Below are 15,763 nucleotides of genomic sequence, written 5' to 3' on the forward strand. Positions count from 1 at the left end.
GGAAGATAATGAAAAGCACTGTTACTCTGCTCAAAAAAGCTCTTGTCCCGGTTTGTACTGTTCTTTGTGTTGTAACTACACAGACATCAACAAGCTATGCTGAACAGGAAAAACAGCTCGATTCAAATGAAGTGATCACTGAATACGGTAAGATTGCGACTGGCCTTGCTCTGGAAGAAAGATGCCTGCTTCTCTCCCCGGAAGAAACCAGAGAATATTACTGGCAACAGTACATGCTGGACTACTCACTCAACAAAATTTTCACCAACGCGCCCGTCCTTAATATGATCCGAGGCACAGCCTACCAGACATCCAGAGATGAACGATTCAAATGTGATCAGAAATCGCAGGATTTCATTCAGCGCTCCCTGCAAAAAGCACGAGATCTGACACAACAGCTAACAGGGCAAACTTTTGAATTGAATGTCAGTGATAAAAAATTCGATGAAGAGAGAATTGATATTATCGCGGTTGCGGCTGGAACAAATGCTGTTTGCAACCATCTCTTACCTGAATATGAAGAACAGTTGCGCGTTGGCTACAAAGCATTAAGCGATGCACTACAAGCTCGATACCCGGATGCTTTCGACACATCTTCTATTGATGCTTCATACAAAAAAGCCTCATCCCAGGACAAAAATTCTTGCGGCGAAGCAACCAAGCAGCAAACGCTTCAGGGGTGGCAACTCACCAGAATGTTGATGAAACAGTTCCGCTTGGCTTTTGCCTCAAAGGAGCCTTAAGTTTCAACCTAAGGCCCCTCTGATATTAAATACAACGCCTAGAGTAAAATCATGCCTTTTGTCGACATCGTGCCTGCGAAAGTACGCAAATCAGTTCAAACATAAGATTGACGCCAACAATTGCAGTTCCGCCTGACTGATCAAACGGAGGCGAAACTTCAACCAAATCCGCACCGATCAAATTCAAATCACCGAGGGATCTAATCATCACCTGTGCATCAAAGGGTGTGTAGCCTCCGATTTCTGGTGTTCCCGTACCAGGCGCATAACAAGGATCCAACGCGTCGATATCAAAGGTCACATAGGTTCTTTGATCGCCAACCACCTGATGGATTTCCTTAATTACTTCCTGAATTCCGAGATCAAAATACTCTTCAATCGTAATAACTCGTATACCAACGTCTTTCGCATACTCTTCATCCGAACGGTCATATCGCGACCCACGGATCCCAACCTGTACAACCCGTTTGGGATCAAGTAATCCCTCTTCTATTGCACGACGAAAAGGTGTGCCATGGGTCAGTTTACTTCCACCGAAATAACTGTCGTTCACATCCATATGTGCATCAAAATGAACCATACCCACAGGTCCGCTATCAGCAACAAGTCCGCGAAGTATCGGAAGCGAGATCATGTGATCTCCACCTGCCACCATTGGCATAACACCAGCTTCACGAACACTCACCATATAGTCCGTGACACGTTGCATTGTCATATCGAGATCAACAGGGTTAACTTTTACATCCCCAAAGTCCGCAATCCGACAATCATCAAAAGGCGCAACCCAGGTTGCTCCGTTGTATCTGCGAATAAGGCTCGACATATCTCTGAGTTGACGTGGACCATGACGTGTTCCGGGTCGATTGGTAACACCCGCATCCCAAGGAACACCGATTATACCAATATCATACCCCGTGAAGTCGGTGACATGCGGCAATCTCATAAAAGTTGCAATACCACTAAATCGCGGCAAATCCATTCCGTCTGGCGGTAGTTCCGTAACCTTACTCATTCCTGCCTCCCAAAATAAAACTCGCCAACAGTGTGACCTTGGCAGTAACTTAAAGAAATTATAAAATAACAAAGTTTATTTTGAGAAATATCAAAGCATGAAACTAGACAATTTGGACCTTCGCCAGCTCCGTGTATTCTTGACTGTGGCTGATTGTGGCGGCTTCTCACAGGCACAGGCCGAACTGAATATCAGCATCTCGACAATCAGCATTCAAATGTCAGATCTCGAAACTCGGCTTGGCATGCGCCTATGTCAACGCGGAAGGACAGGCTTTTCTTTAACAAAAGAAGGGGACCGCGTTTATAGTGCTGCAAAAACTCTTTTTAACCAAATTGATGGTTTCACCAATGAAATTCACGACCTTCGCCAAGAACTTAGCGGCAAGCTTTCTTTGGGAATTACTGACAACCTAATCACTCATCCAAACTCTTCGATCTCTCAAAGTCTGCATGAGTTATTCAATTTGGAAGGAAAAATTGAAGCTACAATCAATATTCTTCCCCCAAATTTATTAGAGCGGGAAGTACTTGATCAACGGCTAGATATTGCAATAGGTGCTTTTCCCAAGCACTTACCCGGACTTCACTACCAACAGCTTTTTACAGAAAATCAAATCCTGTACTGCGGCTCAAGGCATCCTCTTTTCCACATAAATACCGATAAGCTGAAACCACAAGACTTAACAGATTACAAGATTGCTCAACGCGGCTACACAGCAGGTCGCCCACATCCTTCAAACATTAAAACAACAGGATCAGGTGCCTTATCATACCAAATGGAAGGGCTTGTTTATCTGATACTTTCTGGACATTTCCTTGCCCATCTTCCTGATCATCTTGCTCAGAAATGGATCGAAAGTGGGGATATGAAAGCGCTTAATCCTCAAAAGTTAAGTTATCAATCAACTTTTGAATTAATTGTCAGAGCAGGCACACATCCTTCTCCTGTTCTTGACGCCTTTAGAAAGTGTTTTGCCGCAAGCCTCAGAACAGAAAATAAAAAGGAGTCCTAACCTTTGCCAAGACCCCTTTTAAATCCATCGTTAAAAGTTAGTGGTTTTAAGCTTCTCGGATCTGATGAATAAAATCGTCAACTTGTGTATTAAGCATTTCGGATTGACGTGACAGTTCTGACGCAGCACTCAGCACATCCTGTGCAGCTCGTCCGGTTTCTTCTACCCCACTTGTTACATCCGAAATAGTAGACGACACTTCACTTGTTGCCGTCGCAGCTTCTTGAACATTACGCGAGATCTCAAGCGTTGCAGCCCCTTGTTCTTCAACAGCCGCAGCCACGGAAGCCGTAATCTCATTTATCTGCTCAATTGTACCTGTGATTTTACCAATTGAATCAGCCGCCGTATCCGTTGCTCCTTGGATGCCGGTAACCTGTTGTGCAATTTCGTCTGTCGCTTTAGCTGTTTGTGTTGCCAGGCTTTTCACTTCACTGGCAACAACGGCAAAACCTTTCCCGGCATCTCCGGCACGAGCAGCCTCAATCGTCGCATTCAACGCAAGCAGATTAGTTTGCTCTGCAATGTCGGAAATCAACTTAATAACTTCACCAATCTTGGTTGAAGCGTCCAACAATCCAGAAACCTGATTATTCGCGTCTTGTGCCCTTGCCACAGCATCACCTGCAATGCTTGTTGACTGACTGACCTGACGACTGATTTCATTGATTGAACTTGAAAGTTCTTCTGCCGCTGCCGCAACAGTTTGTACGTTACCTGTTGCATGCTCTGAAGCAGAAGTTACAGCCACAGCCTGTTGTGACGTATTTCCTGCGGTAGATTGCATTCCCTCAGAAGTACTTCTCATCTCTGTTGCCGCAGACGATACCGTCTGAACAATTCCCTTCACTTCACTCTCAAAGCGATCAGCAAGCTCGACCATAGCCTGACGCTTTTCCTCTTCACTTCGCTTTTCGGCTTCCTTGCGTTCTTCTTCCAGTTTCTTAACAGCAACAGCATTGTCGCGGAAGACAAGAACAGCCTTGGCCATATCAGCAATTTCATCATGACCACTCGCGCCCCTGATTTCCGCATCAAGATTACCGTCAACCAGCTCCTGCATAGATGATGTAATCGACTTCACCGGGAAAATAACCCGCACGGCAACAATCCAGAAAGATACAAGCCCGGCAACAACTCCGATTGATAGAATAATCAGTGCGGCAACCATACGATTCCAGCTTTCCGTCGCGGCTGCATTTGCCAATTCTCCTGACGTAACCGTTGTTACATCAACCAGATCCCAAATAGGACTAATTGCGTTCTCAGACGTCTGTGACCATTCCGCTTCATCAACTGGATAGTCATCACCACGAATACCCTTTTTGAAAACAGCTTCACGTAAACCTTCGTATTGGTCTTCACTGAAGAAGTCAGATTCCAGTGCAGCCATCACAGCGGAAATTTTCTCCGCAGCGCCTGGCTTATGTGAATAGGCAAGAAAATCTTGCCAGGCATTCTCTACGCGCCCGCGATCTGTATAAAAGTTCTTTAACCGTGTCCCGCGTAGTTTCACTTTTTTGGAAATGGCATAGGCTAATCCAGCTTTTTCACGGCTGGCATATTCGCTCATCACCCACGCACTTTCTTTCAACCGCTGAACCATTGTAAAGTTTGGTCCCGATTTCTCAGGTTGAAATGAAGATCTTTCCCGCAGCGTCTTTGACGCCATGATCATATCTGTAATGGCTGGCTCCGCAGCATCCCCGACCTTACGATCCCTTTGGAACTTCGGGACAGAGATGTATATATCGATATTAGGGCGTATTTCTACCAAGGCAGCGTGTGTAGCCTGCACAGATTCCAGTACCGCTGCTTTATCAGGAAAGTTCGCGTTATTTCCTAACCAGGAAACAGCTTCCAGATAGCTTGCATCACCCTGTTCCCGGGCTGTCACAATATCCTTTTGACCTGCGTTTGTAATTTCTTGACTTGATGCAATTGCGACAGACGTTAAGGAACGCTCTTCTGCCCAGAATTTAGCGGCCAAAATCAGCTGCCCTTCAACCCGGTTATATTCCTGCGTCGTTTGCGCATCCTTATAATCCTGCCAGTCCTCCAGAACAGAGGTCGCAGCTTGATAAATCACAAGCCCGGTTAGAATTAGAGCAACAGCATACAGACTGTTACGGATTGTGAGGGCTTTAGACAGCATTTACTCGAACTCCATAGCAATAGCGATCCAGAATCGCGCGAGACCTGCAAACGAAGATAAAGGCTAAGACTTTAACAACTAACTAACAAATACTTATATGTGGGAATTTTTACTGAAAAACTTGAAATAAAAACATATTCCGTCAAATTCACGTCAAATAGCCTAATATATACAACAAATCTATACTATTTATAGTTAAAATCTATGCCTGATAAATCTCATGAAAACGCTAAGAAACTCCAGAATCAACGGGGGTTAGTAAAAGTGGGAAATTCATTTTTATCCCGAATAGAATGATACTGATTAAGCGCCCACCCTACTGTTGGAAAAGCCAAATCTTGCCATGGAACATTATGCCAATCGAAAAGCGTGACTTCCTGACTTTCTGGCCCGGCAGATACGTCAGGATTACATAGCTTTGCACGATATATAATTTGAATCTGACTAATCCGTGGAAGAGAATAGACGGCCAGAATCTGATCGATAGTCAGCTTGGCTCTAGCCTCTTCCCAGGCTTCTCTTGCCGCCCCATCTTCGGCTGTTTCATTAAGCTCCAGATACCCCGCCGGAAGTGACCAATATCCACGCCTAGGTTCTATCTCTCTTTTAACCAGCAAGATTTTCTCTTGCCACGTGGCAACAACCCCCACAACGATCTTGGGGTTTTCATAAATAACATAGTCACAGGTATTGCAAACTACCCGCTCTCTGTCATCCTGATCGGGAATTCGACGGGAAAAAGAGGCATCAGGAGGAATATGTAAATGATCATCATTACTCATGTGATCAGAATGTCTGCGCTATGATCTGAGAGCAAGAGAAATTACATTCCCCAAGAACAACTAAGCCTACACACAACTAACGCTTTGACAAATGAATGCCAGCCAACATGCACCGGACAGACCCTCCTGCTTTTTCTATCGTTGGAATAGGTAGGTTAACAATCGGAAGACGCTGCTCAACCTGATCGATTTGCTCACAAGTCAAAGCCCTTCGGGCTGTTTCCGACATAGCAAGCAATGAACCATTGGCGCCTTGAACCTCCAGCATGTTTCCTGCAAATGCAGCGATTTGTGCCTCTGAAAGTTCAATAATTTTCCGCCCCGTATTTTTTAGCCTCTCCAGTAATGCTGTTCTTTGATCGATGTCACGCAACATCTCTGCCCCAACCAAAACAATATCACTCGCAATACACATCAGAACATTTGTGTGATAGACAGCACGACCTTTGCTATCAAACGCCTCGAAAACGATAGGTTCATAGTTAAATTGAGAGCAAAATCGCTCCAATAAAATAGGGTCAGCTCGCCGAGATTTACAGACATAGGCAACACGTTCTATGTGATCCAGAACCATTGCCCCAGTCCCCTCCAGAAAAAGTCCGTCGTTTTCCATTCCAGAATAATCAACAACGTCTTGCACACGATAGCTATGTTTGAGCATTTCAATAATGTCTGTGCGGCGTTCCCTTCGTCGGTTTTCTGCATACATAGGGTAAATGGCAATGTGCCCACCTGCGTGAGTTGAAAACCAGTTATTTGGAAAGACTGAATCAGGTGTGTGTCGCCCTTCATCTTCATAAACATGAACGTTAACGCCATGAGATCTCAATGTATCAATAGTATTGGATACTTCATGGTAGGCCCTGATCGCGCATTCCTGCTCGGCATTTACTCCCATGTTCTGAAACGCGTTATCTTCAGCCGTTTCCGGGTTTGCAGTAAAATGATGTGGCCGAATAACAATGACCGCTATCGGTATTTGGGGGGAGTTTTTCACATCAGGCTGCTGTGCACTGAGAGAAATTAACAACGACATATCTGATACTCTCCTTCTAATAAGTATCCTGCTCGCACAGTGTTTTCCGATTAGAAGAAGAGCTTAAAAGAGGGTAATTTTAATTAATATGACAATTATTTATAAATATCTTCATTTTTTTATGTATATTTTACAATACAATTGTCAATTTAGCTAACAAGCAGCCGATATGTATAAATTTGATTCTCTAGACCGGGAAATAATCGCCATCTTAAAAAAAGATGGTCGCGCGCCGCTTTCAAAGCTTTCAGAAATTTTAGGGGTATCCAGAGGTACAATACAGAACAGGCTGGATCGGCTTTTAAATTCCGGTGCTTTGTTAGGATTCACAGTCAGAGTCAGAGAAGATACTGAGCCAAATCTACTCAAGGCAATCATGTCAATTGAAGTAATGGGAAAGTCAACAACCCAAGTCATACAAAAACTAAGAGGGATGCCAGAATTGGTAAAGTTGCATACGACCAATGGCAATTGGGATCTCGTCGCAGAGATACAGGTATCAAGTTTACAGGAATTCGATACGGTTCTGCGAAATGTTCGAAGTATCGACGGGATTCTCAATAGTGAAACCAGTCTTCTCCTGAGCTCCGTTTAAAGAGTTAACACAGACCAAGCTTTTATATGTACCCAACGATATCAACTGGCCCACAAGATTACTGTAACCAAGATTACTGTAACATTGTATTTTTATACCGTAATGTTCAGGAATGATCCTCGCGGGAGTATTTTACCAGATTCAGCTGCGATTTTGGCTGCATCAAAAAGTTCTCTAAGACGCTCGGTAATCCCAAAACTCCTGAGATCACCAGTAAAAGGCTTAAGTGCCTTTTGAACCGTCAATCGCGCAGGGGCAGTTTCTTTCTTAGCTTCAGAAGCTTGCTGTTTTTTGATTCCATCGGGTGATACACCCGTGAAGAATCCAGCATCTCTTTTGTTGGAAATTTTCATGAGAGAAGAATGACTAAATCCAGTAAATAATACGTTAAGCGCTACTCAAAAAAATCAAGCCAAATAGCATCTCGACCCAACAACTCTTATTAGGTGAATAAATATTCGTAAATATATCGCGTAAGTTATCAACAACTAATTCTTCAAGTTCCTTTCCGTATATATTTAAACCGATTCTTTTAATGAATCTTTTATTAACCATACAGAACTTGCTATCAACTACACAACCAAACTACTATATTTAGTAGCCACCAAGTCAACACATACACATCACCTAATAGATTAACGAAAAAGTTAAGACTATTTTCATAAGTTTTGACGTAATTGTTTGTTAACAAGTGAATCTACCTCGCCGTAGATTCTCTCGATAAAATAAGGATCAATGCAGTCAATAATGGCTGTGAACGCGCAAGTAGCGCACCGGGGTATAAGGAAGCGGGGGTTCCCTTGCCGGAAAACCAGGATAATAACTTGCAAAAGTTGCTGTCGATGGCACTAGACCGTTCGGTCAAAGGCCGGGAGACGCTTGCGCGTACGATAGGTCAACTTTTCTCAGAGGAAGAAAGAGTTCTTTCCGAGCTAGAAAGAGCCTTGATGACTGACATCCTGGGCAAGCTAATAAGCGATGTTGAACAGCTAGTAAGACAGGCTTTAAGCGAAGAACTTTCCCTAACCAAGACCGTTCCCCATGAACTGATTTTAATGCTCGCAAATGACGATATTGAAGTCGCACGCCCAATTTTAATGAACAGTAATATTCTTCAAGATCAGGATCTCGTCGATATTATTAAATCCCGCACACATCAACACCAGCTTTCAATTGCTCTTAGAAATGAACTTAGCAGCGACGTTTCAGATGCTCTCGTTAATACAGGCAAGAAGGACGTTATCAAGACACTTCTGGAAAACAAAAATGCATCTATTTCAGAACTCACTCTGGAATACCTCGCCGACCAATCGAGACGCATTGATGATTTTCAGGAACCACTTGTTAACCGGGAAGATCTACCAGCCCATTTGGCCGAACGTATGTATTGGTGGGTATCTGCTGCTTTAAGATCACATATCCTCAAGAATTTCCCCGTGGATATTCAAGAGGTTGATAACAAGATTCAATCTGGTATCCACAAGCTTGTTGATCAGGATAGAGTCTTACCAAAACCACATGCCCCCGCTACCAAACTGGCCCAGAAATTAAAACAGAACAATTTGCTAACCGTTGACAGTTTAGTTCAAGCCCTTCGGCAGGGGGAAGTTGAGCTATTCGAAAGTATGTTTTGTGAAATGAGTGGTTTTAGGCCCGGCGGCTTGCGAAAAGCTCTTTACGAGACCAAAGGCGAAGGCATAGCAATCCTGTGTCTTGCCATGGACATACCCAAACAAACATTTGCGACCATCTTTCTATTGAGCCGCAAAGGAAACCCAAGCGGACATAAAACGGATCCGCGAGACCTATCCCGAGCGATGCTTATCTACGATAAGGTCAGTAAAGATGACGCTCAATTAATCACCGATTCCTGGCGAATGGATCCCAAGTATCAAGACGCCATCAGCGAAGTCGACGCAGCCTCCGCAAATAAAAAATCAGTAAGTGGGGCAAAGGCATCGTGATGGTAAAAGAAACAAAGGGCCGTATCGTGAAACTCCCAAAGGATCGCGATACAAAAAGCAAAAGCTCTGGTCTTCCTCATAATCTGAGTAGCTCATTCGAGATTATTTCTTCACTGAAGAATGACATTGTTCATAATGGCCCTCCGACTTGCGTCATAAGCAATGAAGGCCAAGTTATATTTGCAAATGCCGCCTATGAAACTATCGCCTCAGAAATGGAAGATGCGGGCTTAATTGAAAATGCCATAGCACCCCCATACAGCCCAGCAGAAATTGAAGCCATAAGATCTGCAGGCGGCAGTAATCCAGACGAATACACCATAATTATCAATAAAAAAGCCCGTCATTATCTGGCTTCTTATCACTTTATAAATGGTACAAACAATCATCCCGGTGCAACAGCTGTTGTCCTACGCCCTCACGATGAAAACGCTCAACTAAAAGAAGTTCTAAGCTCAGTACAGAGTCGCCTGAACGATATGAGTCGACTGGTTTCAGACTGGACATGGGAAACGGATAAAAATCTGAACTTTACCTATGTCTCGCCACAGGTACAAAAGGCCCTCGGATATCACCCCAGCGAGCTTCTGGGGCGCAGCATCAAAGACCTGATTCTAGAAGAACCGGATCATATATTTGCAAACACCAAAGCAACAGGCACTCACAAACCTTTTAGAGATGAACAACTGACAATTCTGAGCCGATCTGGCGAAGAGCGCCTTTTCCTTGTAAGCGGCCTTGCCTTTTACACCAACGAAACCAGAGCTTATGCTGGATACCGGGGTAGCGCCAGAGATGTTACAGAACAACAGCATCAACAAGGCGCCCTGAGAACAGCCAAAGAAACCGCCGAAGTCGCAAACCGGGCCAAATCAGAATTTCTGGCCAATATGAGTCACGAGCTGCGCACTCCTTTGAACGCCATTATCGGTTTTTCCGAAATGATGTCATCACAGCTTTTGGGCCCCTTAGGGAACAAGCAATACCACGAATATTCTCACGATATTCATACCTCAGCCCGTCACCTTTTAAGCGTGATCAACGATATTCTTGATGTCGCAAAAATTGAAGCGGGAAAACTTGAATTACTCGAGGATGCTACCGATCCTCTAAAATTGGCAGTGTCTGTTCAACGCCTTATGATCGAACGCGCCGAGAATGCAGGACTGAAATTAAAATTATCCCTGCCCTCGAAACTACCGATGATTCATGCAGATCAGCGTAAACTGAAACAAGTACTTATTAATTTGCTTGCTAACTCTGTCAAGTTCACGCCGTCTGGTGGTATTGTTGAACTCGCTGGCGGTGTTAATGATGATGGTGATTTTGAGTTTATTGTTATGGACACAGGCATTGGTATGTCCGAAGAAGATATCCCGAAAGCATTTGAACCTTTTGCACAGATCGATAGCACCTTGAGCCGACAGTTCGATGGCACAGGTCTTGGTCTTCCCTTAGCCCAAGGACTTGTCAGATTACACGGCGGTGAGCTGGAAATGACCAGCGATCCCGGCAAGGGAACTTCGGTTAAATGTGTCTTGCCGGGCTCCAGAATTTTACCTTCCTAAAACATCCCGCCGTCCCATTTCAAATATTTTGCACTGCACAAAACAGATGCTTTCATTCCATTTCTTGTGTTAGGATTTTACTCTCTTCTTCTTAGTCCGGAGTCTAAAGCCGGGTATGCACAACACACCTGATAATTTTGGCTCAAAACGAGCCGCCTATATACAGGGAGCCAAAGATGCTCTCACTATACCGGCACTCATATTAGGCAGCACCTATATGGGGTTTGGCGCACTGGTCAGTGAAACCGGGCTGGAAGTCTGGCACGCCCTTATTTCAACCGCTGTTAACTGGGCGATTCCAGGGCAAATTGCCACCATGGAACTCTATGCAATCAACGCATCCCTCTTCGCAATTGCCGCAGCAGTCGGCCTGATCAATTGCCGCCTTATGCCAATGACAATTGTTTTAATGCCCTTCATTCGCAACAAAACAACACCTAAAATTGTTTATTATTTCATGAGTAATTTCATCGCTGTTACCGGATGGGCAGCGGCAATGAAACGATGCCCGAACCTCCCGGAAGAACAACGCCTTCCTTACTTCACTGGTTTTGTCGTTCCTCTGTGGTCGGTTTGTATGCTAGCGACCTACATTGGATACCACCTACCCGGCCTGTTACCCGCAGAAGTAACAATGGGATTGGTCTTCCTGAATCCCGTTTATTTTATGCTGGTTTTTCTGGCTGACTTCACTCAACCAGGTCGTCCTACAGCCCTTATTCTTGGTGCCATTCTGGGGCCATTAACCTTTTTACTCACCCCGAACTGGAGTTTGCTCATCACCGGACTTGTTGCCGGCACCATTGCTTTCTTGATCAGTGAACGTAAGCTCAAGAAAGCACAATCATAATGAATGGATTGGACAGCTTTTTAAATTCAGACTTCATGGCCCCAATGGCTGCATTGGGCGTCGCTGCTGCTGTTACCTACTTCTGGCGTGGATTGGGTGTTGCTGTATCAGGAAAAATGGATAAGGACAGTGCCATTTTCCGCTGGGTTACCTGTGTTGCTTACGCTTTACTTGCCGGATTAATCGCCCGCATGATCCTTCTTCCCATCGGTCCATTGGCTGAACTAGGCTTGGAACAACGCGCCGGAGCGACAATCATTTCCCTCGCCGTATTCTTTCTCACAAGAAAGAACCTACTTGCAGGTGTTACAGCAGGCGCTACAGCACTGGTTTTGATGGCAAAACTGGGACCTCTCTAGAGACCCCAGTTCATTTATCAACCAAAACTAATTATTAATGCTAAGCCGCATCTTCCAATGCTTTAACGCCTGGAAGGGTTTTTCCTTCCAACCACTCCAGGAAGGCACCACCCGCAGTCGAAATATAAGAGAAATCTTCATCAACACCGGCATGAACCAAAGCAGCAACTGTATCACCACCACCGGCAACAGTAAGTAAATCACCCGATACAGTCAGGCCTGCAGCCGCTTGAGCTACTGAATTTGTCGCGGCATCAAACGGCTCTGTTTCAAAGCATCCAAGAGGACCATTCCAAACCAGCGTCTTACAGCCCTTCAGCTCAGCAACAATTTCCAGCGCTGTTTGGCTACCAGCATCCAGAATCATTTGATTAGCAGGAACGGATGATGTCTTAACCGTGGATGTTGGAACATTTTCAGCCAGCGTTTCCGCAACAACAACGTCAGAGGGTAGCATAACCTTACTATTTTGTGCCTCAGCTTCCTTTAGAATAGCACGCGCTGTATCCGCCATTTCATGCTCACAAAGTGAGCGTCCGACTTCAATTCCTTGCGCATTCAAAAAAGTATTGGCCATGCCACCGCCAATAACAAGCACATCAACCTTGCCCACGAGGTTACTGAGCAACTCCAGTTTCGTTGATACTTTTGCACCACCAACCAGAGCAGCAACCGGGCGTTTAGGCTGCCCCAATGCTTGTGACAGATGCTCAAGTTCTGTCTGCATCAAACGACCAGCCGCCGCAGGAAGTAGCCGGGCCAGTCCGTCCGTTGAAGCATGCGCACGGTGTGCGGCTGAAAAAGCATCGTTAATATAAACATCGCCAAGCTTCGCAAGTTCCTGCGCAAAGGACGAATCATTCGCTTCTTCACCCGCGTGGAACCTAAGATTCTCAAGCAACAGTATTTCACCATTAGATAAAGCATCAATCTGGGTAGAAACCTCCGTGCCAATACAGTCGCCCGCAAAAGCTACCTTTTCGCCACCCAAGGCATCAGATAGCCCTTCAACAACGGGTCCCAAACTCATTTCAGGAACGACATTACCTTTTGGACGTCCAAAATGGGCCATCAAGATTATTTTGGCACCCTGTGCCTTTAAATCACGTATTGTTGGTAATACCCGGACGATACGGCTGTTGTCGGTGATTTTCCCATCTCGGATCGGTACGTTAAAATCTACCCTGACAAGCGCACGCCTACCGCTCAACTGAAGATCGTCAATAGTTTGAAATTGGGTCATAATTACTTCCTGTTGTTCTGATGAGACTTCTGGTCAGACTTCTGGCGCCCAAATGGTTTCTTATTTACAACTAGCTTCTTATTTAAAAGAAGTGGTACAGAGTCACCCAATCAAATTCAAGTCCGAAGTGGATTAGATGGGGTTGCAAAGGTATTAAGGTTTGGCCTTTGACGAACACCAACAATGGTAAGTCTGAATCAAAAATAAATCAGAACAAGGGAACGCATTTTGTGACTGACAACACAGAACAAAAAATAAGGGCGATACTGGAAAATACCGCACAGAAGCACCAGACGATCAGCTACCGTATGCTCGCAATAGAAGCCGAAATTCCCGGCCCCCAAATTATTCACAAACTAACTCATAAGCTCGAAGACATTATGCGAACAGACCACAGTATTGGAGCTCTCTCCTTGGTGCCCCTTGCTGTCAGTCGCGGCGAACCAGCCATTCCACGCGGTGGGTTCTTCATTCTTTTAAGAGAACTAGGCCTTTATACCGGCTCGGATCAGGGCACCGAAGCGATTCAGAAGCACACAAATATGTTAGCTGAAATCTACAGCTCTTTTCCGACATCATAAGCATACAAAAACAGGATTGGCGCGAACCAATCCTGTCTAAAAATTCTAACCGAAAAACATCACCAAACGTGACTTAAGCCACGTTTTAATTAGAGCAAGTCAGCTCCTTAAAACCGTCACAGCGATAGTTCGAGCAAATTTCTTTTGAGCCCATGTTAATTGTCGGGAAAATCGAGCCGATATTGTCATCCCTAACCCAGGCTACCGCTGTTTCATGACCTTTTTTCTGACACCATTCACGTGCGGCAGGTTCTCCACAGTTTGTTCCCGGCGTCAGACAATAATTCAGACGATATGCATCAAACACAGGGAACTCATAGGTGGTCCCCCCTGTTGAAGGGCTAACAAAGCGCTCTGCTGTTTCCGTTGGTAGGCTACCGTTTTCGTCAGAACTCCCTGAACTTAACGGTTGGCTATCAACATTTTCAGCTGGTTGCGCTTCGAACAGCTGATATGACGGAGTAAAAAGTGGATTTTCAGACTGCGATGTAATCGCTTGGCGCTCCAATTCTCCCTCAGTTACCTGTGTAGGTTGAGGGATTAAGGCATCATCACCAGCTGGCGTTATACCTGCTGCAAGTAAATCTGAATCTGCAGGGCTGTAAGCAGGTGCCGGAGCTGTGAACACCTGAGATTCCGGCGCAACAAATGTTTGAGGTTCAGGAGCGACAAACGTTTGCGCTTCTGCAGATGCCTGAGGTATCGGCTTCTGTACCGCAGTAGATTGCGGCGTCTCTACGCTCTTTTTAGTAGTGGGTGTTTCTTGCGTCACAGCTGGCTCTGGCGCAACAAATGTTTGAGGTGCTTGCGACACAGTCTTTGGCTCTACAGCCGTAACCTGCGGCGTAACCGTCTTCGCCGGGGCAGTTACGTCACCGGTCTTTGTAACAACGGTTTTAGGTGCTGCGCTTGCAACTGCCAGTCCAGATACAGCAGATGCGGGACCAGAAACGTACTCGACCTTTACAGAACGCGCACGACCTTTATAGCCATAGTCCGCCAGGTTAAACTTACGAATACTTTCCGCTTTAAAAGGAAAGGTAACGTGATTCCCCTGACAATCGGGAAAATCATATAACGTAGCCCGGACACGATGGCGAACAGATTGATAAGCCGGATCCATTTCGACCGGATGCATAAATACCAACTGATCACTATCATTAAACCGGAAAGTCCCGCGCTCGCCAGCATAAGTCGTAGGGCCAACCAAATTTTGACAATAACCTGTACGACCTTTATCCCAAGCTGGAATAAAAGCACGGCGATAGTTCAATTGCTCGAGAACATTCGCACAGCCACGGCTGTATGTATTCAACCGCTGTAACATAAGAACACCAGGTGGCGGTCCCATGTCACGGCGATAGATGATCATGGATGAATAGGTATCATCCTGCGGTGCAGCCATCGAAATAGGCACATCATTCACCCGTTTCAGCGGGACAAGGTCCGCAGATGGTCCCTGCCATAACAGATGTGGTTCTTCTTTACTGCCTAACAAAGGTGCGCAGGACTTATCAGTTGTTTGAAACAAAGGACCTTCAAAGAATATAGCGCCAACTTGCGAGCCAAGTTTCAGGGACGAAACCCGATCAGAAAGATCACCAAGCGAAGGTACAAAGGAATAGAGCTGGTCAGGAGCAAGTTCAAAAACCTTTGCCGCCCCCGCGTATTCAAGGCCATCAAAAGCAATAAGCTGATTGGGAGCTGGCTCACCGGCCAAATCCTGAGCATGAACTTTTCCTGCCAAAGAACTGAAACCAGCCACAATAGCCACCATCGTTCCGGCAATACGCCCTAATGCTCTCATATGACTTCTTCCCCATTTCAAGCGGGATCTTTTCCCACTTGGTCACCAAATTG

At 45.3% G+C, this 15,763-nt stretch carries 15 protein-coding genes; 8 read left to right on the plus strand and 7 right to left on the minus strand.

The window, feature by feature from the left end:
- Positions 1-8 precede the first annotated feature (8 nt).
- The gene (locus WH96_RS15015) at positions 9-743 is read left to right on the plus strand and encodes a hypothetical protein (RefSeq protein ID WP_047764998.1); all 735 of its coding nucleotides are present in this window, start codon (positions 9-11) and stop codon (positions 741-743) included.
- 49 nt (positions 744-792) lie between these two features.
- Here the strand turns inward: WH96_RS15015 and speB are convergent, their stop codons facing one another.
- A complete protein-coding gene (speB, locus tag WH96_RS15020) occupies positions 793-1,755 on the minus strand; it encodes an agmatinase (RefSeq protein WP_047764999.1) in 963 nt (320 codons plus the stop codon).
- A 97-nt stretch (positions 1,756-1,852) separates the two neighbouring features.
- On the opposite strand from speB, the gene WH96_RS15025 reads away from it, so the two are divergent.
- Complete coding sequence (locus tag WH96_RS15025; protein ID WP_047765000.1) at positions 1,853-2,770, plus strand: LysR family transcriptional regulator; 918 nt, start codon at positions 1,853-1,855, stop codon at positions 2,768-2,770.
- Positions 2,771-2,816: 46 nt separating this feature from the next.
- On the opposite strand, the gene WH96_RS22435 is transcribed toward WH96_RS15025, so the two are convergent.
- From WH96_RS22435 to ctlX, 3 genes are all read right to left on the minus strand, one after another.
- Complete coding sequence (locus tag WH96_RS22435) at positions 2,817-4,925, minus strand: methyl-accepting chemotaxis protein (RefSeq protein ID WP_047765001.1); 2,109 nt, start codon at positions 4,923-4,925, stop codon at positions 2,817-2,819.
- 245 nt (positions 4,926-5,170) lie between these two features.
- Entirely contained in the window at positions 5,171-5,707 is a 537-nt protein-coding gene (locus tag WH96_RS15035) for an NUDIX hydrolase (RefSeq protein ID WP_047765002.1), read from the minus strand.
- Between the two features lie 76 nt (positions 5,708-5,783).
- Positions 5,784-6,743, minus strand: a complete 960-nt coding sequence (ctlX, locus tag WH96_RS15040) for a citrulline utilization hydrolase CtlX (RefSeq protein ID WP_047765003.1) — start codon at positions 6,741-6,743, stop codon at positions 5,784-5,786.
- Between the two features lie 169 nt (positions 6,744-6,912).
- Between ctlX and WH96_RS15045 the strand changes: the two genes are divergently transcribed.
- Complete coding sequence (locus tag WH96_RS15045) at positions 6,913-7,338, plus strand: Lrp/AsnC family transcriptional regulator (RefSeq protein ID WP_047765004.1); 426 nt, start codon at positions 6,913-6,915, stop codon at positions 7,336-7,338.
- Positions 7,339-7,430: 92 nt separating this feature from the next.
- Here the strand turns inward: WH96_RS15045 and WH96_RS15050 are convergent, their stop codons facing one another.
- The gene (locus WH96_RS15050; protein ID WP_047765005.1) at positions 7,431-7,691 is read right to left on the minus strand and encodes a hypothetical protein; all 261 of its coding nucleotides are present in this window, start codon (positions 7,689-7,691) and stop codon (positions 7,431-7,433) included.
- A 447-nt stretch (positions 7,692-8,138) separates the two neighbouring features.
- Between WH96_RS15050 and WH96_RS15055 the strand changes: the two genes are divergently transcribed.
- From WH96_RS15055 to WH96_RS15070, 4 genes are all read left to right on the plus strand, one after another.
- Positions 8,139-9,302 carry a DUF2336 domain-containing protein gene (locus WH96_RS15055; RefSeq protein WP_047765006.1) on the plus strand — a complete coding sequence of 388 codons (1,164 nt, stop codon included), beginning with the start codon at positions 8,139-8,141 and terminating at the stop codon, positions 9,300-9,302.
- The gene (locus WH96_RS21485; RefSeq protein WP_053005981.1) at positions 9,302-10,870 is read left to right on the plus strand and encodes a PAS domain-containing sensor histidine kinase; all 1,569 of its coding nucleotides are present in this window, start codon (positions 9,302-9,304) and stop codon (positions 10,868-10,870) included. Before WH96_RS15055 ends, WH96_RS21485 begins: the two co-directional genes overlap by 1 nt.
- A 115-nt stretch (positions 10,871-10,985) precedes the next feature.
- Positions 10,986-11,720: an AzlC family ABC transporter permease gene (locus WH96_RS15065; protein ID WP_047765007.1), complete on the plus strand. Its 735-nt coding sequence runs from the start codon at positions 10,986-10,988 to the stop codon at positions 11,718-11,720.
- Positions 11,720-12,079: an AzlD domain-containing protein gene (locus WH96_RS15070; protein WP_053005983.1), complete on the plus strand. Its 360-nt coding sequence runs from the start codon at positions 11,720-11,722 to the stop codon at positions 12,077-12,079. Before WH96_RS15065 ends, WH96_RS15070 begins: the two co-directional genes overlap by 1 nt.
- Positions 12,080-12,119: 40 nt before the next feature.
- On the opposite strand, the gene WH96_RS15075 is transcribed toward WH96_RS15070, so the two are convergent.
- The gene (locus tag WH96_RS15075) at positions 12,120-13,322 is read right to left on the minus strand and encodes a phosphoglycerate kinase (protein WP_047765008.1); all 1,203 of its coding nucleotides are present in this window, start codon (positions 13,320-13,322) and stop codon (positions 12,120-12,122) included.
- Between the two features lie 230 nt (positions 13,323-13,552).
- Between WH96_RS15075 and WH96_RS15080 the strand changes: the two genes are divergently transcribed.
- Positions 13,553-13,903 carry a hypothetical protein gene (locus WH96_RS15080; protein ID WP_047765009.1) on the plus strand — a complete coding sequence of 117 codons (351 nt, stop codon included), beginning with the start codon at positions 13,553-13,555 and terminating at the stop codon, positions 13,901-13,903.
- Between the two features lie 85 nt (positions 13,904-13,988).
- On the opposite strand, the gene WH96_RS15085 is transcribed toward WH96_RS15080, so the two are convergent.
- Positions 13,989-15,710 carry a hypothetical protein gene (locus WH96_RS15085; RefSeq protein WP_047765010.1) on the minus strand — a complete coding sequence of 574 codons (1,722 nt, stop codon included), beginning with the start codon at positions 15,708-15,710 and terminating at the stop codon, positions 13,989-13,991.
- Between the last annotated feature and the right edge of the window lie 53 nt (positions 15,711-15,763).

It is taken from the genome of Kiloniella spongiae, from assembly GCF_001026905.1.
In the GTDB taxonomy this organism is placed as follows: domain Bacteria; phylum Pseudomonadota; class Alphaproteobacteria; order Kiloniellales; family Kiloniellaceae; genus Kiloniella; species Kiloniella spongiae.